At 68.5% G+C, this 25753-nt stretch carries 21 protein-coding genes and 2 pseudogenes; 13 read left to right on the top strand and 10 right to left on the bottom strand.

Features of this window, described 5'->3' with window-relative positions:
* On the top strand, window positions 1-996 hold a 996-nt coding region (locus tag V9U70_RS01835; RefSeq protein WP_336672632.1), incomplete at its 5' end, for an RHS repeat-associated core domain-containing protein.
* A gap of 759 nt (window positions 997-1755) precedes the next feature.
* On the opposite strand, the gene V9U70_RS01830 is transcribed toward V9U70_RS01835, so the two are convergent.
* Window positions 1756-2721 (bottom strand): hypothetical protein, encoded by a 966-nt coding sequence (locus V9U70_RS01830; protein WP_336672631.1) that lies wholly within the window; start codon window positions 2719-2721, stop codon window positions 1756-1758.
* A gap of 194 nt (window positions 2722-2915) precedes the next feature.
* Between V9U70_RS01830 and tap the strand changes: the two genes are divergently transcribed.
* Window positions 2916-5189, top strand: a complete 2274-nt coding sequence (gene tap, locus V9U70_RS01825) for a telomere-associated protein Tap (protein WP_336672630.1) — start codon at window positions 2916-2918, stop codon at window positions 5187-5189.
* Between the two features lie 12 nt (window positions 5190-5201).
* Window positions 5202-5759, top strand: a complete 558-nt coding sequence (gene tpg / locus V9U70_RS01820) for a telomere-protecting terminal protein Tpg (protein ID WP_336672629.1) — start codon at window positions 5202-5204, stop codon at window positions 5757-5759.
* 105 nt (window positions 5760-5864) lie between these two features.
* Here the strand turns inward: tpg (V9U70_RS01820) and V9U70_RS01815 are convergent, their stop codons facing one another.
* Window positions 5865-6614: an abortive infection system antitoxin AbiGi family protein gene (locus tag V9U70_RS01815; RefSeq protein WP_336672628.1), complete on the bottom strand. Its 750-nt coding sequence runs from the start codon at window positions 6612-6614 to the stop codon at window positions 5865-5867.
* Between the two features lie 125 nt (window positions 6615-6739).
* Between V9U70_RS01815 and V9U70_RS01810 the strand changes: the two genes are divergently transcribed.
* Both V9U70_RS01810 and tpg (V9U70_RS01805) read left to right on the top strand, forming a co-directional pair.
* A complete protein-coding gene (locus V9U70_RS01810) occupies window positions 6740-7300 on the top strand; it encodes a hypothetical protein (protein ID WP_336672627.1) in 561 nt (186 codons plus the stop codon).
* A 107-nt stretch (window positions 7301-7407) separates the two neighbouring features.
* Window positions 7408-7998, top strand: a complete 591-nt coding sequence (gene tpg, locus V9U70_RS01805; RefSeq protein ID WP_336672626.1) for a telomere-protecting terminal protein Tpg — start codon at window positions 7408-7410, stop codon at window positions 7996-7998.
* A 106-nt stretch (window positions 7999-8104) separates the two neighbouring features.
* On the opposite strand, the gene V9U70_RS01800 is transcribed toward tpg (V9U70_RS01805), so the two are convergent.
* Window positions 8105-8629 (bottom strand): AAA family ATPase, encoded by a 525-nt coding sequence (locus tag V9U70_RS01800; protein WP_225638978.1) that lies wholly within the window; start codon window positions 8627-8629, stop codon window positions 8105-8107.
* A gap of 125 nt (window positions 8630-8754) precedes the next feature.
* Here V9U70_RS01800 and V9U70_RS01795 point away from each other — a divergent pair, with 125 nt between their 5' ends.
* Window positions 8755-9288, top strand: a complete 534-nt coding sequence (locus V9U70_RS01795) for an NUDIX hydrolase (protein ID WP_336672625.1) — start codon at window positions 8755-8757, stop codon at window positions 9286-9288.
* 21 nt (window positions 9289-9309) lie between these two features.
* Here V9U70_RS01795 and V9U70_RS01790 read toward each other — a convergent pair whose 3' ends face one another.
* From V9U70_RS01790 to V9U70_RS01775, 4 genes and pseudogenes are all read right to left on the bottom strand, one after another.
* Window positions 9310-11145 (bottom strand): TniQ family protein, encoded by a 1836-nt coding sequence (locus V9U70_RS01790; protein WP_336672624.1) that lies wholly within the window; start codon window positions 11143-11145, stop codon window positions 9310-9312.
* A gap of 1 nt (window position 11146) precedes the next feature.
* Window positions 11147-12409: an AAA family ATPase gene (locus tag V9U70_RS01785; protein WP_336672623.1), complete on the bottom strand. Its 1263-nt coding sequence runs from the start codon at window positions 12407-12409 to the stop codon at window positions 11147-11149.
* A pseudogene (locus V9U70_RS01780) lies at window positions 12387-14656 on the bottom strand (transposase). Before V9U70_RS01780 ends, V9U70_RS01785 begins: the two are co-directional and overlap by 23 nt.
* The gene (locus tag V9U70_RS01775; RefSeq protein WP_336672634.1) at window positions 14653-15309 is read right to left on the bottom strand and encodes a TnsA-like heteromeric transposase endonuclease subunit; all 657 of its coding nucleotides are present in this window, start codon (window positions 15307-15309) and stop codon (window positions 14653-14655) included. Before V9U70_RS01775 ends, V9U70_RS01780 begins: the two are co-directional and overlap by 4 nt.
* A 457-nt stretch (window positions 15310-15766) precedes the next feature.
* Here V9U70_RS01775 and V9U70_RS01770 point away from each other — a divergent pair, with 457 nt between their 5' ends.
* From V9U70_RS01770 to V9U70_RS01760, 3 genes are all read left to right on the top strand, one after another.
* Entirely contained in the window at window positions 15767-16546 is a 780-nt protein-coding gene (locus V9U70_RS01770; protein WP_336672622.1) for a hypothetical protein, read from the top strand.
* A 212-nt stretch (window positions 16547-16758) separates the two neighbouring features.
* Window positions 16759-17319, top strand: a complete 561-nt coding sequence (locus V9U70_RS01765) for a hypothetical protein (protein WP_336672621.1) — start codon at window positions 16759-16761, stop codon at window positions 17317-17319.
* A gap of 248 nt (window positions 17320-17567) precedes the next feature.
* The gene (locus V9U70_RS01760) at window positions 17568-18320 is read left to right on the top strand and encodes a hypothetical protein (protein ID WP_336672620.1); all 753 of its coding nucleotides are present in this window, start codon (window positions 17568-17570) and stop codon (window positions 18318-18320) included.
* Between the two features lie 986 nt (window positions 18321-19306).
* Here V9U70_RS01760 and V9U70_RS01755 read toward each other — a convergent pair.
* Both V9U70_RS01755 and V9U70_RS01750 read right to left on the bottom strand, forming a co-directional pair.
* The gene (locus V9U70_RS01755) at window positions 19307-19978 is read right to left on the bottom strand and encodes a TnsA-like heteromeric transposase endonuclease subunit (RefSeq protein ID WP_336672633.1); all 672 of its coding nucleotides are present in this window, start codon (window positions 19976-19978) and stop codon (window positions 19307-19309) included.
* Window positions 19979-20067: 89 nt separating this feature from the next.
* Window positions 20068-20433: a hypothetical protein gene (locus V9U70_RS01750; protein ID WP_336672619.1), complete on the bottom strand. Its 366-nt coding sequence runs from the start codon at window positions 20431-20433 to the stop codon at window positions 20068-20070.
* Between the two features lie 237 nt (window positions 20434-20670).
* On the opposite strand from V9U70_RS01750, the gene V9U70_RS01745 reads away from it, so the two are divergent.
* From V9U70_RS01745 to V9U70_RS01730, 4 genes are all read left to right on the top strand, one after another.
* Entirely contained in the window at window positions 20671-21099 is a 429-nt protein-coding gene (locus V9U70_RS01745; RefSeq protein ID WP_336672618.1) for a hypothetical protein, read from the top strand.
* A 365-nt stretch (window positions 21100-21464) separates the two neighbouring features.
* Window positions 21465-22709 carry a ParA family protein gene (locus tag V9U70_RS01740; protein ID WP_336672617.1) on the top strand — a complete coding sequence of 415 codons (1245 nt, stop codon included), beginning with the start codon at window positions 21465-21467 and terminating at the stop codon, window positions 22707-22709.
* Window positions 22706-23827, top strand: coding sequence for a ParB/RepB/Spo0J family partition protein (locus V9U70_RS01735; RefSeq protein ID WP_336672616.1), 1122 nt, complete (start codon window positions 22706-22708; stop codon window positions 23825-23827). The genes V9U70_RS01740 and V9U70_RS01735 overlap by 4 nt, the downstream gene beginning before the upstream one ends.
* A gap of 601 nt (window positions 23828-24428) precedes the next feature.
* The gene (locus V9U70_RS01730) at window positions 24429-24803 is read left to right on the top strand and encodes a DUF6193 family natural product biosynthesis protein (RefSeq protein WP_336672615.1); all 375 of its coding nucleotides are present in this window, start codon (window positions 24429-24431) and stop codon (window positions 24801-24803) included.
* A gap of 71 nt (window positions 24804-24874) precedes the next feature.
* Here V9U70_RS01730 and ligD read toward each other — a convergent pair.
* Window positions 24875-25753 (bottom strand): annotated as a pseudogene (ligD, locus tag V9U70_RS01725) (non-homologous end-joining DNA ligase); the annotation flags it as partial.

Genomic DNA, 25753 nt, shown 5'->3' with positions numbered 1-25753 from the left:
AACGCCTCCTGGCAGTACTGCTACGACCTCGCCGGGAACCTCACCTCGCAGGGCGTGGAGAAGGGCTGCCCGCGCGGCACCACCTACACGGTCAACGACGCCCAGCAGATCACCGCGAAGGACGGCTCCAGCACGAGCTGGTCCTACGACAAGATCGGCAACGAGACCGCCGGCGCCTCCACCCCCGAGTCCACCCGCACCGGCGTCAAATGGACCGACTACTCCCAGATGACGTCGATCACCACCGGCGGCAAGACCTACGCCGGGCAGTACGGTTCCACCGACCAGTCCGAGCGGATCAAGCTCGGCGACACCTTCTTCCACAACGGGCCCCTCGGCCTGTCCGCCACCTCAACGGCCGGAGTGGACACGGGATTCAACCGCGAGCCCGGGGGCACGCTGAACTCCATGACCCGCGGGGGCAAGAACCACTACTACCTGACCGACGCACTCGGCAGCGTCGTCGCCCTGACAGACGAGACCGGCACCAAGGTCAACACGTACGGCTACAGCCCCCGCGGCGTCGAGCGCCCCACCACCACCGAGACGGTCCCCCAGCCCTACCGCTTCGCCGGCGGCTACCAGGACCCCACCGGCCTCTACCACTACGCGGCCCGCTACTACGACCCCAACATCGGCCGCTTCACCACCCCCGACCCCTCCGGCCAGGAACAGAACCCCTACCTCTACGCCGAAGGCGACCCCGTCAACCGCATCGACCCCACCGGACTCCTCAGCCTGGGCGGAATCGCGGACGCACTCGGTCCCATAGGTGACGTGGGTACGGGAATTGCGCACCTGGCCGAGGGAGACACGAAGGCCCTCTGGGGTGATGTGGCCGGCGTGGTCGTTGGTGGCATCGCCGCTGCAGGTTGCGCAACCGCGGTCGGCGCCACCGCTGCTCCCACGCTGGGAGCATCTCTAGGTGCCACAGCCGGGTGTTATGCAATTTCCTGGAGCTCAGGGCAAATAGCTTCCAATCTCGTAAGCGGATAGATGCAATCCGGGAGGGAAAGGCTTTCAGCCTCTCCCTCCCGGACTACGAAAAAGAAGGAGAATCATATGCCTCGCGTCGGATGGTCCATGGAGCAGCGGGCACTCGTCAAGAGGTATGCCCAGTTCACCGTCGCCCTTTCGGTTATAGGAGTGGCTTTCTCTATTTTCCTTATCGTCATTGGCAATAACGGAGGCTGGGGGCTTCTGGTTCTCATTGCGTGTATCTTGATGGTGTCCTACTATTTCACCCAAAAGGGAAAAGGTGGTCAGCCTTAAGGGCCTGCCGGGAAATAACCTGCTCTCGAACACCCTGACCGAGCTGGAGTGTCAAGAGCCAGAACACGCAAGTTATTTCCCGGCAGGCCCTAACGTCTCGCAACACAACGGTCACGGCAGAACGGGTCCGATGTGATTTCCGGCGTCACCGACGGATCAAGGCAAGTGAACTGGGTCCACCCCGCCGGCCCGTGGCAGCATCCGTGGAAACATCCCTGGCAGTCCGCGAGAGCAGGCAGTGAACTTAAGCTGAAGTCCGGGCCTGTTCCCATCGGTCTCTCGGGCGTACGCTCCGGCCATGACACCTACCGCAGCGTTCGCAGACCGCCAGGAGCCGGACCCCGGCTGGGGCTTACCCCCGCGCTCTGAACGCCCGGAGTCCCTCATCGATTGCTGATCGGTGAGGGACTCCTGCTGTGCCACGGCCAGCTGGCCGCCGTCCCGGCCGGTACGGACGGCCGCCGGCTGTGCTGCGGGGTGGTGTCAGTCGCCGTTTTCGTGGGGGAGGCCGTCGTCCAGGACGATGCGGATGGTCTGGCCCTCTCCGTCGACTGCGGTGAGTTCGGCGGCGATCCGGTTGTAGGCGGTCGTGGCCAGTGCCCAGTCCGCATCCAGCGGGGTGGTGGTGGAGCGGGTCTCCCACAGCTTGATGAGCAGGCCGATGAGGGAGCGGCCGGACAGGACGGTCTGGATGCGGCCTTCCTTGACGTCCTCGACCGAGGGCGGGGTGCGGAAGTGGTCGTGGTCGACGGCCAGGGCGGTGAGCCACTCCCAGGTGTCGCGGTGCGCGACCAGGTCCACAGAGGCCACCCCGGCCGCCTTCAGCAGCAGCACCCCGTGGTTGACCCGCGGGTCCTCCTTCTGCCCGCCGCCCGACGGTGACGCGGCAGTCGGCGGGGCCGGGGCCGCGGGGGCGCTGTTGCCCCGGTAAGCGGCCTCGATCCGCTGCTTGAGCACGTCGTCCTGGTCTCCGTGCTCGGGCTCGGGCTGCGCCTGGTGCTCGTTGTACTCCATGGTTCCCCCCTGGGAGTCGGTGTCGGGTGAGGCGGGCGGCTGCGCGGTCGGGCCGGTTGCCGGATCCGGGTCGGGCAACGGCTCGGTGGGCGGGTAGGGGTCGGTGACGTCGCCGGTGTTCTCGGCCGCCGCCTGGAGCTCCGCGAGGGGGCGGAGGGTGTCGGCGAGTTCGAGGAGCTGGCGGAGTTCGCCGCGGGTGTCGTTGAGGTCGCTGATCATCCGGTCCTGGCGGCGGCGTACCTCGCGGTTCTCCTCACGCAGCCCGGTGATGCCTCCCAGGATCGTCTCCAGGATCTTCAGGCGGCTCTGGGTGAACTCTCCGTGCAGGGCGGTCAGTCCGACCGTCGGATCATCGAGACGGCCGACCGGTGCCAGCAGGGCCCGTATCGCCTTCAGTTCCTCCATCGCGCGGTCGAACGCGTCTTTCCACTTCACGTAACCCCCTGGTCACTCAGAGCTGCAACCGGCCGTATCTCCCCATAAGCACTCCATGTGACGCGCCGTTTTCCAGCCCTTTGCTGGCCGGGACCGCCCCCCATCCCTCCGAACAAACTTAGGACGTCATTCGTACGCCAAACGTACGCACATCGTACGCTTCATGGGGTAAGGTGTTGGTCAGGAGGTGTTCCATGTCCGAGTTGTTCGATGCGGTCGACGCCCTGCTCGCGTCCCGCGCCACCCTGCCGCCCCCGGCGGAACGCAAACGGCTGCGTGCCGCGCACGGCCTGACGATCGATGAAGTGTCCACCGCGCTGAAGGTGCGCCGGGCCACAGTGTCCGGCTGGGAGTCCGGCAAGACCGAGCCCCGCCCCCCGGAGCGCGACGCCTACGCCCGGCTGCTGGACAAGCTCGCGGAGCTCTACCCCGCCACCCCGGCCCCGGTCCCGGCTGCTGAGAGCGCGCCCGCCCCCGACGCCCCGGTGCCCGCCACGTTCACCGGCACCCCCCACCCGGCCGAAGCCCGGCCGCTGTCCACAGGCACGGCGTCCGAGGCTGCGGACATGACCGAAACCGAGACCACCCAGACCCCTGCCCCTGCGCCCGTCGCCGCCGCTCCGGCCGCCGTGCCGCAGCCGGCGCACACCACCAAGCCGACGTCGTCGACGTCGCGCCGCCCCGGCGCGAGGAAGGCGGCCCCGGCCGGCACTCCGGCGGGCAGCACCGATCCGCGGTTCGAGAACGGCCCGTTGGCGGTCGTCGACGTCGAGGACGGGAAGGTGCTGGCGTACTGCGTCGGCGGCCTGGTCCTGGACGTGCCCGCCAAGTCCCTCCCCTCTCTGGTGGAGTGGACCTTGGCGGAGGCGAAGCTCGGCCAGCCGAAGCTGTCCGGCCCGGGAAGGCCGGCCGACCCGCTGCTCGTACTCACCGAAGCCGCCCTGGAGCGCTACGGGCTGCCCACCGCGCTCACGGCGGAGGAGAGGGACGCCGGGCGGATCCCGGAGGGCCACAAGGTCATCAAGCAGCTGGCTCGCGCCGACTGGAAGCTCACGAAGAGAGGCTTCGGGCCGTGGGCGCGGATCTACCGCCCGGCCAAGGGCTCGGACCGCCAGTGCGTCCAGCTGTGCATCCCCTCCTGGAACGCGCTGGACGCCCGCTTCTGGGACCACGCGGCACAGCTGCCGCCGGCGGAGCTCGCCCGCGTCCTGGGCACCTACGCGTCGAGGGTGATGACGCCGCGCGGTTCCACCGCCGTCACCAGCCTGGAACTGATGACCGCCCTTCACCCGCCGACCCACGCCGTGCGGGATGAGGAGACCGGCGCCCTGCGGCAGGCCGAGACCAAGACGCCCGGCTCGCTGGGCACGGAGCCGGTGGACTGCGCCCCGTGCGAGGCCCCGGACGGGCACCCGGTGCTCAACGCCCTGGACCTGCCGCGCTTCCACGTGCGCGGCCCGTCGGAGAAGCTGTTCGAGGAGGCGTACGACTGGGCCCGGCCGATGACCGACGCGGAGTGCACCCTGCGCTACCTGGTCGGCCTGGATGTGAACATGGCGTTCGCCGCCGGAGCCAACGGGCTGACCGTTGGCCTCGGCGAGCCCACCCGGGTCATGAACCCGGTGTTCGACCCGAAGCTGCCCGGCTCGTGGCTGGTCGACCTGTCCCACGTCGACCTGTCGAAGGTGAAGGTGGGCAAGGAGTGGGTGGAGCTGAACGGCAGCCTGCTGCCCTCCCCCTTCACGCCGAAGGGCGACCGCCCCACGGGCCCGGTCTGGTACGCGACACCGACCGTGGCGTACGCCCAGGAGCTCGGCTACGACGTCGCGCCGACCGAGGCGTACGTCCGGTACGACAACGGCCGTTACCTGGACAGCTGGTACACCCGGCTGCGCGACGCCTACCTCGCCACCATGGCCGACCTCGGCGTCGACGCCGACCTGTCGCCGCAGGACTTCCTGACGGCGATGGACGGCTACAAGAAGCGCGACCCGGAGCTGGGCATCGTCATCACGGCGATCAAGGCAACGGTCAAGGGCGGCCTGGGCAAGCTCCGCGAGCGCCCCCGCGGCGAGGGCTGGCGGCCCGGCGAGCCGTGGCGGGCCCTGTCCCGCCCGACATGGCGGCCCGACATCCGCGCGGCAGTCATCTCCCGCACCCGGATCAACCTGCACCGCAAGATCGTCAAGCACGCGGCGTTCACCGGGCAGTACCCGATCGCGGTCCTGTCCGACTGCGTCGTCTACGCCGCCGACGGACCCTCACCGCTGGACGTCGTGCCCTACCGGGAGGGCAAGCCGCTGCCCGGCGGGTTCAAGCTCGGCATCAACCCCGGCCTGGTCAAGCACGAAGGCACCCAGACCGTGCTGTGGGGCGAAGGAGTCCGCGAGGAGTTCAAGGCTCCGCAGCTGAACTTCGCCCGGTTCATCAAGGACGGCAACGTCACCGATGCCGACAACGGAGAGTAGGAGAAGACCGGCATGAGCCTGATCGGGGACGGCCTGAACAAGGCGGTGCAGAAGGCGTTCACCCGCCCGGCACCCAAGAGCGCGGGTGCGCAGATGCGGTACCTGGTGAAGCAGGTCGGCGGCACCAAGGCGGTGGCGCAGATGCTGCGGGTCTCCCAGCGCACCGTGGAGCGGTACGTGAAGGACCAGATCAAAAAGCCCCGCCCGGATCTCGCCGCGCGCATCGAGCGTGAGGTGAAGGCCCGGTGGCAGCCGCAGATCAGGGCCAAGGCGAAGGCGAAGGCGGCGTCCACGGGCGGCATCATCATCGACACCCGCGCCCGCCTCGGCTACACCGCCCCGATCGGCTCCACCGACCAGGACCGCATCCGGCACCTCACCGTCGCCCTGCCCCCGGTCCACGCCGCCCGCCTCTTCGACGCCCAGGAACAGGGCGCGTCCGACGCCCGCCTCCAGGAGATCGCCGCCGAAGCACTCAAGGAGGTCTACTTCCAGGACGGCGGCCGCCGCGCCGGCTCCCTGGACGAAGTCCGCTTCACCGACATCGAACACCTCGAGTTCGACCTCTAGGCGGAGCGCCCTCAACAGCGAGCGAGCCCCGGACCTGCACTGGTCCGGGGCTCGCTCGCACGCCTAGAGTCGGGCGGTTGTGACGGAGCGTGGACCAGGCTTGCGCTACTCCGGGAACGGGCCGGGCTCGGAGACTTGGGCGAGGGCGGCGATCATCCGCTCCAGACCCCAGCTGGCGTCGACCAGACTGGGTAGTCTCCCCCTCGTCTTTATCGCCCGCATGTGCTCCTCGAATTCGTCGTGCTCTTCCTCCGGAGCGAAGACCACCACCAGGTTCCCGAAGCGGAAGTGGAAGTCACCGACATGGCGCCACTCCCGCTCCCACCAGAACTCTTTGCGCCTCCCCGCTGGGGCGCCCATCTGTTCGATGAAGGGTGTCAACCGCAGGATGTCCGCATCTACCGCTGCATCCTTTCCCCCTTTGAACGGGTCGCCAGCGACCTTTTCAACATCGCTGACCATGTTGTTGATCGGGCGGGTCAGCCAGTCGTGGCCGGTGGTGATGTCGAGGTACCACACGGGGTTGGCGCCCCTGCGTCGCGCGAATGTGCGGGTGAACGCCAGGCCGTAACCGCTGAAGCTCATGGTGCGGTTGGGGATCTTCTCGCACATCATCCAGGCATGTTCGAGAGGCGTCTCGGTGAAGCAGACGGTCCGCTGGGTATCCGCGATGACCTCGTACTTCTCGGCAAGGCGGGCTGCCATGCCGAAGACGCTGCGCGCCTCGATCACGCGATCGTCCAGCATCGCCTTCAGGTTCTCGCTGGCGGTGGCGCGCGCGGTGGTGCGAGTGAAGTGGACTACGAAGGCGGACAAGTCGGTTCGCCGGTGGAGCAAGGCCTCGATCGATGGCATATACGCCTCTCCTGGAGATGCCGTGATGGTGTGACCAGTGACGCAGCGATTCTGGCCAACTCTCGCTTCATCTGCCAGCAGTTGAAGCCGTCCGACGGGTGCTCGCGCTCGCCTACGATGCGGTGGTGCGGAAGACGAAAGCGTTCAAGGAAGCTGTTGCCGAGACGCTCGCGGAGCTGGCCCGTCGTGGTGTGACGTTCGCCCCCGCGACCGTGGCGGACACGATCGAGCAGCAGATCACGACCGTGTCCGAGCGGCTCGGGATCCAGGTGCGCTCCGCCTGGAGGTACTTCGACGCCTCCGCCACGGCCGACCGCCTCGCGAAGAGCCAGGCCTCCTACCAGGAGAGCAGCAGCGAGAAGGGCGCTGGGCAGGCCCCGATGCCGCCGATCGACAACCCCGAGCTCGCCCTGGTCCTCGCCGGGGTACCGGACTCCCTGGCCCAGACGGGCGGCGACCTGTACGCGGTCATCATCAACGTCGCGGTCAATGCCTGGATGGCCGGCCACATCCATGGCGAGGACGGCTGCGCCGGCTGCGACGGCAGCCGCGGCGACGTCGGGCACGACTGGGAGGCGCGGATGCGGATGATCAGCGAGCTGCAGCCGAACATCACCAAGTGGTGCGACCGCGACGTCTGGACCGCCGCAGTCAACGACGCCGGCTACACCGTCACCCGGCGCTGACCTGCCGATCGCCCCTCGCTCCAACCCGTCCAAGAACGTCGGCGTCCGCCAGTCATCAGCCCGACGGCTTCCTCTGTCCACAGGTGATCCGTGGCGTCCTGGGACGTATGAGCGATCACGAGCAGCAGCAGTCGGCACCGGGCTGCGGCAAGGTCCTGGAGGCCCTCGTACGGGCGGAGCGGAAGGTCTTCACCCGCCCCGCGCCGAAATCCGCGAAAGCCCCGGTGAAATTCCTTCTCACGCGGGCGAAGGGTTCGACGAAGGCCCTGGCGGAACGGCTGGGTGTCTCGCGCCGCACGGTGGAGCGCTACCGTGCCGGGAAGCTGACGACCCCGCAGAAGCGCCTCCAGGCCGCCCTGGTGGAGGAGACCGAATCCGAGTGGCAACCGCAGGTCAGAGCACAAGCACGGGAGCAGGCATCCACCTCCGGCGGGATGATGGTGCACGTCGTCGCCTACTTCGGGTTCACCGCCTCCGGGTCCTCCGGCGACGGCCGCGAACGGCACATCACTACCGCGATCTCACCCACCTACGCGCAGCAGATCCTCCAGCTCCAGGCATCCGGTGCGACAGAGGAGGAGCTGCATCCGGTCGTCGCCCAGGCCATCACCGAGTCGTATTTCACGGAATGGGGCACCCGGGCTGATGGGCTGCGAGCGGATTTCACACACGTCCAGTCGATAGATTTTGAGTTCTGACACCACATAATTCAGGGACTGCTATAAACATTTTCATGAGCCGAAGCACGGTAGTTTTCACATAGGCAGTCTTGTTGTCACCTGCGAGATGCGGCGCCGGAAGGTCTCAACTCTTGACGGCCTCTGCGATCTGCCCGGCGGCCTGGGCTGGGGTGAGGTGCGTGGTGTCGACGACCTCGGCCTCGGCGTGCAGCCACGTGCGGGCTGCCTCGGCGTAGGGCTCGAGGTATTGGAGACGGAACGGGGAGTTGGGGCCGAGAACGGTGTCGCCCGCGATGCGCGCGCGGAGGGTGTCCTGGTCGGCATGGAGGACGAAGTGCCGGACCGGAATGTCGTGCTGGGCAAGGCCCGAGCTGATCTCGCGCCAGTACTGCTCGACCAGGACGGTCATGGGCATCACCAGGGTTCCGCCGGTGTAGTCGAGGATGCGTCGGGCGGTTTCGACCACGAGGGGCCGCCATGGCGGCCAGTGCTGGAAGTTGTCCGTCGCGGGCAGTCCTGGCTTGATGTCCATGAGTGTCTCGCCGACTTTCTCGGCGTCGAACACTCGTGAGTCCGGGATCAGCTGCTGGACGAGCGCACTGGTCGTTGTCTTGCCTGCGCCGTGGGTGCCGTTGAGCCATACGATCATGGACTTGACGCTAGCGCCGTGTGGGCCACGTGGACAGGCAGAGTAGAAGATCCGGTGCGGTCGATCAGGTGTGTGAGGACCGGGATTTCTCCTGGGTCAGCCTCTGCGGGCTCAGGGAAGCGTCAATGTCAGTGGGCTCTGCCAGGGTGTGCGTCGTGGATGAACTGGTGGAGCGTGTCGACGATCAAGATCGTGTGCTGGGGATGGTGGTCAGCCGCCGGCAGGCCATCCAGGAGGGTTGGCTGCACCGAGTCGCCGTGACGGTGTGTCGTGATGAGCGTGGACGGATCCTCGTCCACCGACGGTCGGAGCAGGTATCGCGCTTCCCCGGGCTCTATGAGGTCGAGGTCGGTGGTGCCGCAAATGTCGGCGAGTCCTATGAACAGGCCGCCGCGAGGGAGCTGGCCGAAGAGCTGGGCATTCGTGCGCTGCCGCGCCTGCTGTTCACGTTCATCAACCGCAGCGGCTTGAGCCCTCACTGGCTCGGCGTGCACGAAGCCGTGGTGCCGGACGCCGTGGTCCCCGATCCCGATGAGGTCGCCTGGCACGACTGGCTGACCGAGCCGGAGCTGCGGTCGGCTCTGCTGGAGTGGCGCTTCACCCCCGACAGCCACGAAGCCTTCCGTCGGTATTTGGCGTTCCGGACCGCGCGATCCTGACCTCGCCCATCACGCTCAGGCTCAGCGTCTGTCGATCACCTTGGCCAGGAGCCTGGCGTGGTCTTCGAGCAGCGGCTTGAGGGCGCCGTAGTAGGGCTGGTGGTCGGCTTTGCGGAGCCAGTGGAAGACGTTGTGCCGCTCCCGGGTCCAGGCGGCGCGTAGCGCTGGGTCGAATGCGATGTGCGGTGGGCAGGGGGCGAAGTCGGGCTCGCCTTCGGTGACGCGGGTCCAGATGTAGGAGCTGACGGCCAGGCGTCTGCGGTCGTCGCTGATGGGTTTTCGGTGGCTTGTGAGGACCGGGAGCCGAGCGAGGAGGTGCTGCCAGCTCTCGGGTTCCAGGGTCCAGGTGGCGAGGGCCTCACGTCGGCGCTGGTAGTCGATGACAGGGCCAGCGAGGAGTTCGGCGGTGATGGCGTCGAGGGCCTGTTCGAAGTCGCGGGCCGTGCCGCTGGCGCGGAGATGGCAGTTCAGCAGCTGTGTGTAGCCGTTCCTCTTGCCCTGGGGGTTGATCCCGAGGAACTGAGCGGCTTCGTCGAGGCTGCCGCCGCGTGCGCGCCGGACGAGGAAGACCGAGGCACTGCGTCGGCGCATCTTGGGGGCGATGGCCGAGAGGAAGTTGAGGTGATGTTCGGCGAGCGCTTGGGGCAGGAACGCGGGGATGTGTTCGGGTCGCAGGCCGGCACCGGTGGAGGGAAGGCGAAGTCCGCCTTTGCCGGTGCGTCGGAAGGTGGGAACGATCGTGTCGGCGGCGTGCTGGAAGCGTTCGGAGCATGCGCTGCGGTGCTTCTTGAAGTTCTTGTCCCAGATCAGGTGCCGGGTGGGCGGAATCCCGCTGCGGGTCCGGTTCTCCTCGGGCGCGAGCGCGGAGAGCGCTTCGCGCAGGTCGTCGGCGGCCAAGAGGCGATCGGTGACCTGGAGGAGGCCGGCGCAGGCGAACGCGTCGACGGGCGCCCCGGTGGAGCGGTAGGGACGGGAGTCGGTTCCTTCATGGATGGCGAGATGCTGGGCGACGGCTTCGGCGAGTTGGCGGGTGGTGCCGACCGGCTGGACGCGCGGCCAGCAGATCATGACCAGTCCCGCGAGCAGGATGAGCTCGGTGAAGTACTGCTGTGCCGGCTGTTTCGGACCGCCCGGCCGGAGTAGTCGAAGGATCTTGTGCTGGAGCGCGAGCAGGGCGGGGCCGGGCCGGTGATGGTGCAGTGGGTCGTGCGCAAGCGGTGCCCCCGCCGGGCCGACTGGTCGGGATGTCCTGATCCGTGGAAGGCCGGCAGTGGGCAGGGTGGACTCCGGAGGCGGCAGGACGGGGAAACAGTTGGGCTCTGCTGCTGAAGTTGACCGGTTTGTGGCACTGGGGCAGAGGTGTTCCAGGAACACCTCGTGGAGCGGGCAGGCGAAGACGACCGGAAGGCGCCAGAGGATCTGCCAGGGCCCGCCGTGGGCGTTCTGGATGTCGGAGCCGTCACCGGCGAGGCAGCGGGGGCAGTAGCGGGCGGTCGTGGCGAACAGCCATCCGTCCGTGTGCATGGAGTAGACCTTGCCGGCCCGCACGTTGGCGACGCTGCGGGCCGCCGGTGGATAACGGGAGGCGAGAGGTTCCAGCGTCATCGCGCGGACCTCGCGGGGGTCCAGGCGGGTGGTGGCGGCGAAGTTCTTGATCTCGGCGGGGGTCAGCCGCGTGGAGAGTGATGCCCGGGCTCGACCGAGCCGGTCCTGTTCGGTCAGGCCGGTCAGCCGGGCGAGCTCGTGGGGCGAGATGTGCAGGCGGTGGGCCAGCCGAAGGACGAAACCGGTCAGGGACTCGCCCTTGAGAGGGTCGAGGCTGAGTCCGAAGGGCCGCCGCCCGGAGCTCATGGCCATGTCAGTCACCTGCGGCCGGCCTGTTCCCGCGGTCGTCGAGGACCGTGTTGCGTCCGCGTCGGCGGCGGGGCTTGGTGGGCGGGGCGGTGTTCTGCGGGATGTCGGGGACCTCGCCGGCACCGGGATCGAGGTCGTCCAGGTTGCCGAGGTGGATCGTGGTCTTCGCGAGCAGTTCCGGGGTGAGGCGTTCTTCGCCGGTGAGGATCGCCTCGGTGCAGCCGTCCTCGATCAGCCGCCGCAGCAGGCCGACGACGCCGCGGGTGCGGCCGAAGAGGTACTCGGGCATCTCGCCGCTGGTGAGCATGCCTTTGAAGGACCGCAGGAGCCGCAGCTGGTCCTCGATGCCGGCGAGGTGGTCGAGGAAGGCGGTGATGCCGGCCGGGGTGGAGTAGTCGAACGGGTCGAGATCGACCATGTCGAACCGGCGGCCGGTCTGCGTGGCGGCCGCGGTGCTGTGCCGCCCGACCCGCCCGTTGTCGGGGAAGACCCACTGCCCGGTGCGCTGGTCGACGTAGGCGCCGCGCAGGAGGCCGGAGCCGGGGATGTCCACGCCGATCAGGATCAGGGTGACGTTGAGGTCCATCAGTTCGCGGATCAGGTCGAGAGTGTCCTGGTCGTCCTCGCGGTGGAGCCGGAGCCGGGTGATGTCGTCGATCAGCAGGGCAGTGGTGTGATGGTCCCGGATCGCGTCCCGCACCGCTCTGACCAGGTCGTCCAGGGTTCCGGGGTGTGGGTTGCCGTAGACGTTCAAGATCGCCTTGCAGAGGCCCTTGGGTGTCGCGCGGACCGGCAGACGGCAGTAGGCGACGGGGACGAACACGTCCCGGGTGCCGGGGGTGGGGCCGGGCAGCAGCTGGTGGTGGACCTCGCGCCAGACGTCCTCGAAGGACGCGGCCGCGTCGCAGGCGGTCTCGGTCTTGCCCTGGAACCCGCCGCCGTTGATCATCAGGCCGTCGCGGGTGCCGGGCATGAACTTCACCGCGTTGTTCTGCAGCCGGCCGCGCATCAGGTTCGCGACCCGCGCGCTCATCGGCGTCTCCTGCAGCCGCATGTTGACGTGCGTCGCGGTGCGGTGCAGGTCGTGCAGGGCCTGGCGCCGTGGGCTCAGGCTCTGGTACTCGGCCAGCGTGAGCGGCGGTGCGGGCACGAAGGTGCCGCGGATCTTCCGCCACTGCTGCCAGCCCTCCCATCGGGTGCGGTCCGGCGGCGGGCCAGCCCGCAGAAACGGGACGACCGCGTGCTCATCCGGCGTCGTCTGGTCCACCACGGTCCTCCTCCAGGTCGTCCTCGGGCAGGACGAACACGCTGCGGGCCCGGAAGCTGTGCCCCAGCTCGGGCGGCGGGACGGGCGCGGGCCGGACGGCCTCCCGCCGCCGGCGCCGTTCCCCGGCGACCGCTTCCTGCGTCTGGTGGGCCCGGCCCGGCCAGCTCAGCACCGTCGCCGTCTCCTCCCCAGCGGGATCGGGCGCGGGGGCGGGTGGTGGGGCCGCGGCCGCCGTGCTCGGCGGCCGGTCGGCCTGCGCGGCCCTGGCCTGGTGCGTCTCGCGGGCGTGCTCGATGCGCTGGGACTTCTTCAGCTGGGTCGGCCACTTGCTGACCGGGATGTTCGAGCCGATCAGCTCCAGCAGCACCGGCAGCAGCTCGGTGTCCGACTTCGGCTTCAGCCCGGCCGCCGCGGCCTTCGCGAGCAGGGCGCTGGCCCGCGCGTCCCCGAACGCCGGCATCTGCCCGGCCCGGGGCATGCCCGTCCAGGGCAGCGGGTGCCAGGCATGGCTGAGCGGGTCCTGGAAGAACACCTGGCGCCGATCCCGCGGGTCGCGGCGGATGAGCCACTTGCCCTTGTGCTTGCCGCCCCGCGTCGACAGCTCGCCGCGGTAGTCCCGCAGGACGTCGATGTCGTCGTACCAAAGTCCGCGGATCTTCACCCCGCGGCGCTTGTCGATGCGGACGTAGTGGGCGGGCAGCAGCTCGTAGAACAGCTCCGGGGAGGGGATGTCCATCGCGAAGCCGGTCTGCGCGAACGACGCCGCGAACAGCGAGTTCGGGCTGTGCGAGCCGTCCGGATCCCAGGCCGGGGCGTACTCGCCCAGCTTGCGCTTTTGCCAGACGGCGACGATCCAGGTCGCGATCACGTGCTCGAGCTGGTCGGCCGTCAGCACCGCGTCCGCGGCCGGGTCGGCCCCGCGGTCGGCGACGTCGACGCCGGTGTAGCCGACCAGGTGCTCGAACAGAAGCTGCCGGATCACGCCGAAGGCCCGCTCGACGGCGGCCTTGTCGGTCGGCCGCAGCACCCGCGCGGGAAGGACCTGACAGCCGAGCACCCGCTCGACCTCGACCAGGTGGTGGTTGCGATAGACCGATCCGTGGTCGGTGGTCACCGTCTCCGGGGTGAAGAACGGCAGGCCGGCCACCGCGTGCCCGGCGAACTCGGCCACCACCGCGGCGGGCAGGCCGGGGTAGGGCCATTCCAGGTCCTCGCCCCAGTCCGCCCGCATCGGCAGCGGCATCGTCACGTCCCGCAGCACCATCGCGACGTCCACCGAGGTGTCGGAGACCAGCGTCAGCCGGAAGGCGACCAGCGAGTGCGTGCAAACGTCCAGAGCCAGGGTGAGGTGCATCTTCACCGGATCGCCGAAGACATGCTCGCGGACCATCACCGGCAGCACCGTGGTGTCCAGCGCGACAACCTGGCCCGGCCGGTGCACCAGGACGTGCCCCTCCGACTCCGGCAGATCGGCCGATCTCGCGTAGCGCTGCCGGGCGCCGCCGGGGCCGAACCACTCCTGCCAGAGCCGGCGCAGGGTGTCGTAGCTGGGCACCTTCATCTCGGGCCCGAACTCCTCGCGGACGTACTGGCGGATCATGCGGTCCTTGGTCCGCATCGACACCTTCGCCATCCGCTTCGTCTCCTCGCGGCCCGCCAGGACCGCCTCCCGAACCTCCCCGGAGACCGTGCGGGTTCCGCCGCTCCGGCGCAGCCAGCGGTCGTCCGCGCAACCGACCAGCCCGAACCGACGGCGGGCGTTCTCCCACCGGATCAGCGTGCGGTAGCCGACCGAGCCCAAACCGAGCAGCTTCGCGTGAGCAGGGTCCAGGGCCGCGAGCCCGCCACCTTCGCGTGCCGGCGCTCGGTGAGCGTCGTCTTCCTCGGGTCGTACTCGGCTCGCGGCTCGCCCGGGCCAGGGTGGAACGGGTCACCGGAGCGGAACCCGGTCGCCACTTCCAGCAGGTGGGCCATCCGCAGCTCGGTCAGCTCCAGCCGGCCCGCCTTCAGGTCCTCGGACGCCTTGCGCTGGCGGCCCCGGTCGGCCCCCGCCGCCGACGTCCGCGACGACGGCCGGCACTGCGGATGGTTGGCCAGGAACCGGAACGTCACCCGCTCGCGGGTGCCGTCGTCCTTCACCAACTGCACCCGGCCCAGGTGCGGTTCACGGCGCTCAACCGTCCACTCCGTCCCGTCCAGCACCAGCCCGGTGCCGGGGGAAAGGTCCAGCACCGCCGCCGCGGTCACCGGCCCGCCTCCCCGGCGGGCACCACAAGCGAGCGGTCCTGGAGCGGGCCGGCCAGGTCGACGCCCAGCCGCCTCGACCACAGCAGGTGTAACAGTTGGGCCCGGGCGACCGGCTCGCAGCCCGTCGCCGCCGCGAGCTCGCCGAACCTCCGTCCACCCTCGGCCTCGGCGAGCAGCACCGGACGGAGCCCCAGCGGATCGGCCCTCAGCCGGCGCCGCGACGCCATCGCGTCCAGCCCTGCGAAGGCGTGCTCGCGCCAGCGGGCGGCCACCGCGTAGCGCCAGCCGCAGGCGACGGCGACCTCGGCGGCCGCGGCGAACGACTCCCGGTCCGCCTCCTTGATCAGGGGCTCGGGGCGTACGTCGATCAGCCAGACGCCGCGGCGGGTCACCGCCAGGTAGTCAGGGGTGTGGGCGCGGCGCTTCCCACAGGTCCCGAAGGAGATCTTCAGCGACTGCGAGACGACGTCGACCACGTCGCCGGCGAAGTCCAGGGCCAGCAGCACCCGGCTCTCCTCCAGGCTCTCCGCGCCGTGGTGACGGCCGGTACTGGTCAAGAACTGCAGGCCAGGACGGTGCCGTTGGTCCCGGCGCCAGGTGAAGTGCCGCATCGGGTCGCTCGTGAGCACCGGCTCCTGTACGAGATCGTGCACCGAGCAGGACGCATCGTCCCCACCGGCCCGCCACGAGACCGTCCACCGTCTCGTCCAGCCATCGCCCAGATCCAGACCGGACCTGCCCGCATCGTCGTCCGTCGGCACGAAAAGGTCCTCCCAGCTGCACTGATGCGACCAGACAGCCCCGCTGTCAGCGGCTTCGACTACCCTTCCCGACCCAGCACGTGTAACGGCCACGACCTCATCGAAGCGCCGTGGAGAACCTCAGGCTCCCGATCTTCGTTTCTGGTGACAGAAAGACTGCTGAACGAGCGTCTATGACAAGTCGGATGCCTCGCTGGTGACAACCAGGCTGCCTCGACCGTCCCCATTCGCCAGCTCAGCCGGTCCCACTGGTGACAACTCCTGAGCTTCGGCTCATTTCAGCGGGTCGCCGGACAGCGCTCTGGCGGCGGCCCGCCCTCAATTCGCACCCTGAAATGCGAGGCTGACGATGACCACGCCCCTGCCGTCCTGGCCGCCCCGGAGCACCGGCCGCCCTGCGGCCGCATCGCGGGTTGCGGTGCCGCGCGAGCCGCTCGATCCGGCCCGTACGGGCCGCCGCTGGGTACGGCGCCGCGCCCGGGGCATGAACGCCGATGCCGCCGCGGCCGCCCTGGACGTCGCCCGGTTCGACGCCCGGCAGAACTCGAGGCACGAGGACCTGGCCGGTGATGAGCGCGGCCCGGCGGAGCTCGGCGAGTGGGAGCGGATCGCCCGGCTGCTCGCCGACGCGCCGCCGGGCACCGTCTACGACCCGGACACCGACGACGTCGTCCAGGCCGAGCTCGCCGCGGACGCCGCGGCCGCCGCCGCCCGCGAGGCTGAGCTGCGTGAAGCGATGCGGATCGCGGCCCGCGCCGACGAGCTCCAGGCGCTGCGCGAGCTCGGCACCCTGGACCAGGCCGAGCCCCGTACCGGTGACGAAGCCGTACGCGACGAGCTCACCCGCCGCGCCGGCGGCTACATCCAGGCCGACGTCGACGCCTGGCTCGCCCGCGCCCTGGCCTGCCGCCTCGGGCACTACCGCGACCCGGCCGCCCGCGAAGCCGCCGCCGGCCTTCTCACCCCACCGGTCCTCGCGCACGCTGCGCTGCTCGCCGAACTCGCCCGCCTGGTCCCCGGCACCGACATCGGCCAGCTGGCGTTCGCGGCCCGGCTCGCCACCACCGAACCCGAAGCCACCGCAGCCCTCGCCGCGCACCTCGCCCACGCCCGCCCCGAGGCTCACTGACTCACTCTCCGCAATCCCCCAGCTCCCGAAGTCTCTGGGGGGACACCTGGGGGCTGGGGCCAGAAATGCCCGAATGGCCCGGAACCTCTGGGGGGTGGCAGGGCGAATCCCCAGGTGGAGGCGGTTTCGAGGAAGACCTGGGGGTCTGAGGGGTAAAGCCCACAGGTCATCACCGGCCGTCACCTCGCCACGGTGTGGGCGTTGTGCCGGGTATGGACTGGACGCAGCTACTCAAGGAACTCACCGCCGCGGTGGAGGTGCGCAACCGCAGGGTGACGAGCCTGCGTACCGCCGGTTCCACCGTGGCCGAACTCGCGGCGCAGGCCCTCGCGGCCGGTGCCCCGGGCCCGCCCCTGCGCCGGATCCTGGCCGGGATGGAACCGCTGCTCGAACAGGAGCGCCCGCACGTGTGCGGACCAGGCCCCGTCGTCCCGCCCGGCCGCCCGGCCCTGCCGCAGCAGGCCGCCGACGCGGCGCCTCTGATCCGCCAGCCACTGTCGGCGGACGACGCCTTCGACCACCCCGTGCCGATCCGGTACTCCCTGGAGGAGGCGTGGCAGAAGGGGATCCTGCCGTGGAAGGCGTCGACCATGCGCACCTACCTGAAACGCTCCCGAGAGCGTTTCATCGCGGTGCCCGAGGGCGTACTGGACGGGCAGACCGTCCGGTACACCGAGGACGAGCTGACGACCTGGCGTACGGCCTGGGAGAAGCAGGCTGGCCCCACCACCGGCCGATCGCCGGCAGGCCCTCCGGAACCGGTGTCACGCTGACGGGGGGTAACTGTCACGCTCCTTCGCGATGTCAACTCTTACGTGTCACGTCGCCCCGAATTCTGCCCTTGTTTGTCCGTTTCTCGGGGGCTGCTGGATGTCCTCTGCCATCGGATCTTGTTCGTTTGCCATCGAAGCGTGATGACTACCGGTTTCGCGACATCGAACCTTAACCGTGCAGGTCAGAAGCTTTCCCTGTCCGAAGGCCGGAGTCGCGGCGGATGGGACTGACCTGCTTGGATTCCGGCATGACGGATTGGGCGCAACTCAGCCATGCCTACGGCTCGGCGGAAGACATACCGGTGCTGCTGGATCAGATCGCTTCGGAGCCGAGCCCCGAGCGTTGGAACGATCTGTGGTCGGCGCTCTGCCATCAAGGCAGTGTCTACTCGGCCAGCTTCGCGGCCTTGCCATGGCTGGCCGACGTAGCCGGCCGCGATGACCGGGAGCAGGCGGTCAGCGCCTTGAACCTGGCGGGTGCGATCTTGGCGGGCTCTGACCAGCCGCATGGGGCCGGCGACGTCCGTGCCCAGCACGCTGCGGAGGTCGAGACCCTGCTGGTAGTGGTGAACGAACACCTCCGGACATCGTCCGATCGGAACGAGTACGCCTATCTCCTGGAATCCATGCTGAGCTTCGAAGGCGTCGTGGGCTGGGGCGAAGACCTCGCCTGGGGCTTCGTGAACGAGGAGTACGAGGTCTCCTGCCCTGGCTGCGAAGCCAACCTGTTCATCATCGTCATCGGCGAGCGCGGGTTCTTCTCCACGAGCGGTGACTACGCGCTGTCGGAGGATGACGTCGAGACGAGGCCCCTGCGTCCCGCCAGCCCTGCAGCCATGGATGGCATCGGCCGCCGGCTCCACGACATCGCCCTCGCCGACGGGCACCAAGACGTCGCCAGCGCGATGACCTACGTCTTCGGCGATGCGACGTGCCCGGACTGCGAAACCGGCTTCTCCGTAGCGGATCAGGTCAGTGCCGATTGGTCCGTAACACACTGAGAAGGTCCAGCGAAACGCAGGCTTCTTCGTCGAACCGGGCGCTGGTGCCTCAGGTCGCTCGGTTCTGACGGGAGAGAGCTGTCGCCGGGAGCTCACCGAGTTTCCGTGCTCGGTAGGCGGCCTGTCGGCAGGCGTGCGAGCACCACCGTCGGGCTGCTGAGGCCGGCTGCATGGGGGTGCGGCAGAAGCCGCATGTCGGGCCCGTGGGGACGCTGTGGCCGGCGAGGGGTTGGGCGGGGTTCTGGTGGCGCTGGAGGTAGTCCTGGTCTCGGCATCGCTGGCAGTAGTCGACCGGGCCGCGGCGGCTCATGGGGATGCGGTGGATGATCTCGCCGCACTTCGTGCAGAGTTTCGCCGGGGAGGCGGTCGGGGCCGGTGGCTCGGGGAGCCGCTCGACTCCTTGGCGGTGCGCCATCCGGCGGCAGCGGGGGGAACACCAGGACGGCGTGCTCTTCCCTGGGGTCCTGGGCAGTTCGATCCCGCAGTATTCGCAGGTCGGGGTGCCGATGGTGCGTCGCAGATGGGCGCGTTGGCGGCGCGCCGACGGCGCTTGGTGATCGCGCTCGCCGTCACCGGCCTCCCCGCAGCGGTCAGTTCCGCCGCCTTGGCCTGCTCACGGCGGGTCAGCGACACCACCGCCGGGTCGTACTCCGGCTTCGGCCTCGTGCCGGCAGGTGCCTGCGGCGGAACCCCGCGCAACACCTCCACGATGTGCTGTTCCCACCACAGCGCCTCCGCCGCCACTGCCTCCGGCAGACCCTCCAACGGCGTCGCCGGCGGAACCGGTGTCCGCGACGACGCGCCTACCACCTCGAAATCCTCGGCAGCCGACAACTCGATCAGGCCGAGGTCGGTGACCACACCGTCCGTGTCCGCCAGACGCACGGTCGTGCCGGACACGGCGATCACTGTGTGCAGGACCTCGGCCACTCGTACTCGATCACCGATCGACACCCCGACAGGCCGCCTCGGCCGACGTTCCGCCTTCACCACGAGCCCCCAACCGATCCAGCGGCCCGCACCAGTGTGCTGGGGCCCAGCCGCTCATGCACGAGATCGGCCACCAGTTCCTGCCGCCACATCAGGTGAAACAGCGCGGGTAACACGGCCACCCGGTCCCCGGCGTCCTCAGCTCCCGTCAGTGACGGCGTCGGCACTGCGAATATCTCCTGCAACCGGGCTGCGATCTCAGGTCTGCCGGCGCAGCGCGGATGCCGGTAGCGGGCCAGCCACCGCAGATTCGCCATCAGCGCAGGGTCCGGGGCACCGACGTGCTCAAACTCCCAGCCGACCGCCGAACAGGCCAGATCGGTGGCCGCGAACGCCTCGGCGGTCCGCTCGTCGACCTGGTCCTCAGCCCGGACATCGACCACGCGAGCACGGCCGTCGGCAAGCCGTACGAAATAGTCCGGGGCATGGTGCCGCTTCTCTTTCCCGTCGTGCCAGTGCAGCCAGAACGGCTGCGAAGCGATCCCCACAACATCCGGATCGAAGTCCAAAAGGATCAGCCGGTCCTGTTCCAACCACGACTCGAACCCCACATGACGTCCAGTCGATGCGGCCCACCACCAGCCTGGGAAATGCCCGAGTCCGCGCGACCAACGAAACGTCCGGACCGGAGTTGCCTCCTCCCACGCCAGCCCGTGGCACTGAGCCAACGGAGCAACCCGCTCGTGGCCTCCAGTACCGCCGAAGCGGAGCGTGAACCCACCTCCGGCCGCTTCATGCTCCGATGCAGCCACGGCGCTCACCGGATCAGCTCGCCCAGCAGTTCGTCATCCACCCGCAGCGGCGCGAGCAGGTCGCGGACGTATGCCTCCCGCTTGATGACGGACGTGACTGTCCACCACTCGCCCAGTCCGGCCAGGTGGCTGCGGATCATCTCCACCTTCTCCGGGTGCCCGGCCGCGTCACGCCAAGCGGCCCAGTTCTTGGCCGGCTCCGCCGCAGCCAACGCGTCCACCAGCTTGTGCTGGACCGAAGCTATGAACGGGCTCCCGAAGTACACATCCTCCTGGCCGTCGAACTTTCGGTCGAACAGCATCTTGTGCACAGCCCGGACCTCGTCGATCGAGTCCAGATGTACCAGCGGTATGACACCGTCTCCGGCCACGAGCCCACATCCCCGGTCTGAGCAATCACGTACCGAGGAAACCGTAGTGGCAACAGAGTGGGTTTGAGCAAGATTCACTGACAAAGAGGAAGATCGATTGTCACAGGACAGCGGCCTCTGTTTGATGGTTCCAGCAGGCAGCGGTGGTGGGTGTTCTGTCTCACCGAAGGTTGAGCGCGTCTCATCGAAGGTTGAGCGGGTTGACGCCCGGCACGAAGCGTTGGGCACTATGGGGTCGTGCTGGATCCGCCCGTTCCCCGGGAAGTCAAGGTCATCGACACGGCAACGCTGCTCAGTCTGGAGGAGGACGCTCTGGTTCTGGAGTTGAACCAGAGGCTGCCGCCATCGTGGATCGTGGCCAACGCCGCTCCTGATGGGGTGCACCACCTGTGGCCGGCACTGTGGAACACCTTGCTGCATCGCCCTGAGATCCCGCGGCAACTGCGCTGCGAGCTGCTGATCGAGTTGCGGTCCGGTGAGCGGGTGATGAGCCTGCTGGACGTTCTGCCTCACACCTTCGCGCCGCTGACTCGCGTCACGGCTCGTGCCGAGGGCATGCACGTCGCCTATCTACTGGAGACCGCGCGCTCAGTCCGAGAGTGGGAGGCGGAGAACGGCCTGTCGTCGCGTCCAGCTGACACCCCACCGGACCAGGCGACGCTCTGACCTGCGCGCTCAAACTTCAGTGAGACGGCCTCCCTGTCGTCAGCCTTCGCTGAGATTGATCAACCTTCGATGCGACAGGACAGTGGGACACGTTACTGTTCCGGCAAAAGCGACTTCTAGCGCAAAAGTGAACGGCTGGAAGGGGGTATAGGCGGTTGAACTCGGCATGCCCGGGGTGATCGGATGCGGGGTCAGCTGCGGGGCCGTCAGCGGGGCGCACAGCCCTTTTGCTGCTCGAGGGGTGGCGTATTTGGTGCGTGGGGCCGCGGTATTACGCGGTAATACTGCCGCGCTGATGGCTCCTTCGGGGTAGTAACTAACCTGCCAGTGCTGAAGTCGATCTATTGCGTTAGTAAGGTATGTGCATGACTTCGTCTGACGCAGGCGACCGCGAGAAGGTCGTCTCCAAGTTGCCCCCTGCCCTGCAGCAGCGCCTGAAGGTCCGTGCTGCGCAGCACGGCACCGACATTCAGCATGCTGTTGAAGCAGGCATCACCGCGTGGCGTCGGCTCGGAGCGAACCTCCCTGCTACCGACACAGGAGGAGCGAAGCCGTTCGCCACGTTCCTTCCGCCAGGCCAGTGGGACGAGTTCCGCGAGGCCTGTACCTCCCGCGGGGTTTCGCTCATCCAAGGGCTCACGCAGTCCGTACAGTTCTGGCTCGACACCAACCCCGCCCCCGGTGTCGTTCGGCCGGAGCACCCCAAGCGGATCGTCATCTGCAACCAGAAGGGCGGCGTAGGCAAGACCGCGCTCGCCGCCGGCGTCGGTGAAGCCTTCGCGGAGGACAGCGACCAGCTGCACCTCGTTCGCATCTCCAAGCACTTCGCCGCCGCCCTCGTCGAGCCCAATAAGGGGCTGGCCTCCCCCCTCGATTACGAGGACCTCCCCGGGCTCGGACTCCGCGTTCTCCTCGTCGACTTCGACCCGCAGTGCCACCTCACCAACCAGCTCGGTCACGACCCGTTGCCCATCGAGGGCGACTCCCTCACCAAGCACATGGCCGGGGAGGCCAAGGGCTACCTCAAGGACCTCATCGTCTCCATCGAGGACCCACGTTTCGGCGACCGGCTGCATCTGCTGCCCGCGTGCACCGACGCGTTCCTCCTCGACGTGAAGCTCTCCAGCGTCCGCGCCCGCGAAGCAGCCCTCGAACGCGTCCTCGGAACGGTCGAAGGCGACTACGACGTCATCATCATCGACTGCCCCCCGAGCCTCGGCCTCAGCATGGACGCAGCCGCCTACTACGGACGCCGCCGCGATGGCGAAGTCCCCGGCAACTCCGGCATCCTCATCATCGTCCAGGCCGAAGACAGCTCCGCCGACGCATACGGACTCCTCACCGGCCAGATCGAGGACCTCCGCGCCGACATGGACCTCGAACTCGACTACCTCGGCATCGTCGTCAACCACTACGACGCCCGCCGCGGCTACATCGCTACCTCCTCCCTCCAGTCCTGGATCGATATAAAGGACCCGCGGGTCGTCGGCGTCATCGGAGACCTCAAGGAGCAAAAAGAAGCCGTCCGCGTAAAGCGCCCCCTCCTCGCCTACGCGCCCCGCTGCGACCAGGCCGTCGGCATGCGCGCACTCACCAGGGAGATCTCATGAGCAAGGCAGACACCCTGCGCGCGAGCGCATCCTTCGGCCAGGCCAGGGGAGGCATCAGCGCCCGTCGCGCCGCGATCGAAGCCGCCTCCACCGCTCCCACCGAAGGCGCTCCCCCGCCGCTCAAGCTCCCTGTCGATGTCATCAGCCTCAATCCCGACAACCCCCGGGAGGAGCTTGGTGACCTGACCGACCTCGGAGCCAGCCTCCGAGACCACAAGCAGAAGACCGCCATCAGCATCATGAGCCGGTTCGCCTACCTGGAGGGCAATCCTGACCGGAAGGACGACCTGGAGAAGGGAACCAAGTACGTCGTCATCGACGGCAACTCGCGCCTCGCCGCTGCACGCGAGGCGGGCCTTACCGAGATTAAGGTGATGCTGGACGATGAGCTCGGCAGCAACCCCGATGAAATCCTCGAATCCGCGTTCGTCGCGAACGTCCACCGGCAAGACCTGGACCCGCTCGACGAAGCGAAGGTCCTCCAGAGGCTTCTCGCGATCCACAAAACCCAGGAAGCTCTCGCCGCACGCCTCCACCGGTCACAGGGGTGGGTGTCACAGCGCTTGGCGCTTCTGAGCCTGACCCCGGAACTCAAAGAAAAGCTGCAGTCCGGTGAGGAGTCCGCAGCACTACTGCGGCGAGTAGGGAAGAAGAAGCCCGAAGAGCAGGAAGAGCACCTCCGCCGACTCAAGGAGAAGGGGCAGAGGGCCTCGAAGGGGAACGCAGTCACGAAGACTCCGGCTATCCCTGCCCCTTCTCCTCCGGCCCAAGATCATTACGACGTAATGACGCCCGCCTCGGACAGCGCTCACGAAGTCGACGCTCCGAACGCTGAAAACGCCGCAGTCGAACCCTCGAACGGGGGCCCAGAGTCCGGCGAGAACGAGGCCATCTCGTCCCTTGCGCAACCTCGGCAGCAGGGCGAGGCCCTCATGGACGCTGCCTTTGATCAGCTCGACGACGAGCAGCGAAGTGCCTTCATTCTCCGCTACTTCCAGCGCAGCACTGGGGTCGAGGCCGTCACAGCAGACATGCGCGGGAACCTCGCTCCCAAAGCACGAAGCTCGCTGGCAGACATCCTTCATCAAGTTGTCGCAGGCTTGCGCTCGGACGTATAACGTCCGCGCCGACAGCGAATCGCTCCTCGGCAGACACAGGCACCGGCATAGACCGGTGTGGTGCCACTCTCAGTGTCTGCCCGATGAAGTACCCCTCCTCAGGGTCAATGACTCCTGCGTGAGAGGTGGCGTGCTTCCTTTCGATCTGGCACCACGCACTACTGGGAACTCACGGCGGCGGACGGGAACAGGCGCTGGTGATCCGAGCGGGGGATCGGTACGTACGGCGGGTTCGCGCCACGAAGCGGCACCCACGTTCCCTGTACGCATGCCGAACTCGTGGGCTTCTTACCTCGGTTCAGGGGCCGCAGGGGAGAAGCCTCCGAGTTCGGCTGAGGCTACCTTCGCCCTACCGCGCTCCGCCCCCACGCTCAATCCGAAGCTAAGCCTGCCTCTGCGCAGAGCGCTCCCCGCCTCCTGCGACCGCCGCCGCCCTTCGCCGGTCGCTGTCCCGTCTCGCTGAACCTTGACCGCCCTCGTATCCCACGACGAGACATGCCTCGGTTACTGATCCTCGGGAGAGCTCCACGAGCTGGGCTCGGAGTTTGGCTGTCGAGGTGGGGGGGTTGTCCTGGCCGGGTGCGGACGTCATGATCGCGGGATGGCTGAGGAGACGGTGGTCGAGAAGACCTGGCGGGGGATACTGGAGCGGCATCCCGGGGCGCGACGGGGGGAGCCCGCGGTCATAGAGGCCGCCTACGCCGAACCGCGGTTGCGGGCCTTGTTCCCTTTTCCGAGTCACGGGGCGCTCAACTTCCACCGGAACACGCAGTTTCCGTGGAGTAACGACCTGCCGTTCATCGTGGGTGACGTGACATCGTGCATCGTGTACGCGCCGCTGGGCGTGCCGCAGCGTGTCCTGGGAGAGTCACTCACACCGCAGGAGGCGGCTGCATTGGTAGTGGCCCACCTGCCCCCTGACTGTGGCCCGGCCTTCGACGGACCGTGGCCCCCACCCGAGAACTCCATCGACTGAACCAGCCCAACGGTGGGTGAGACGGATGGCCTGCGTGCACAACACACGTGCAGCGCTCGCCCAGCGCACTCTCATGCCAGGTCGTCGGGTGTGAGGTCGGGGCGTAGCCGGTGCCAGGAGGGATGGCGCAGGCGTCCGGCGCGGGTGCGGGAGGTGTACCGGACCTCGCCGACGAGCTGGGGGAGTACCCACCGAGCTCCGGCTATCGGCGGGACCTATGCGAAGGGGCAGGTGTCGATGGCCGCAGCCTGGAGAACTTCGGCGAGACGGGTGCGTTCTGCCTGGCTCCAGCCGGTGCCGACGCTGCCCGCGTAGTGCAGCAATCCGTCGTGCCGCTCGCCGACCAGAACCGCCCCGGGCCGGCCGGTCAGCCGTCCGTGCCCGGGTACCCATCCGCCGATCACGACGTCGGCGAGGTGGTGGACCTTGATCTTCACCCAGGTTTTCGAGCGTGCCCCGGGCTCGTACCGGGAGGTGAGCCGTTTCGCGATCAGCCCTTCCAGTCCCGTGTTTCGGGCCATCTCCCATGCCTGGGCGCCGTGCCCGGTGATCGCCGCGGGCGTCGACCGGGCGGGCCCGGCCAGCCTGAGACCTGCCAGCAGTTCCCGTCGCTCCGCGTACGGCAGTTGGGTCAGGAGCCGGCCGTCGAGGTGTACGACGTCGAAGAGCATCAGGTGCGCGGGCACCCGGGCCGCCACACGCGCGGCTTTGGCAGGGGTGCCGGCGAGGCCCATTCTCTGCTGGAGGCGCTCGAAGTCGCTGCGGCCCTGATCGTCCAGCGCGACGATCTCTCCGTCCAGCACGGCGCTGCGTGTGCCGAGAGTTTCGGCGAGGGGGAGGAGTTCGGGGTAGGCGTTGGTGATGTCCGTACCTGAACGTGCGCGCAGGAGGATCGTGCCGTCGCCCGGCAGGTAGACCATGGCCCGCTGGCCGTCCTGCTTCACCTCGAA

It is taken from the genome of Streptomyces pratensis, assembly GCF_037137275.1.
Classification (GTDB): domain Bacteria; phylum Actinomycetota; class Actinomycetes; order Streptomycetales; family Streptomycetaceae; genus Streptomyces; species Streptomyces pratensis_B.
This window is presented reverse-complemented; position numbering and strand designations above follow the sequence as displayed.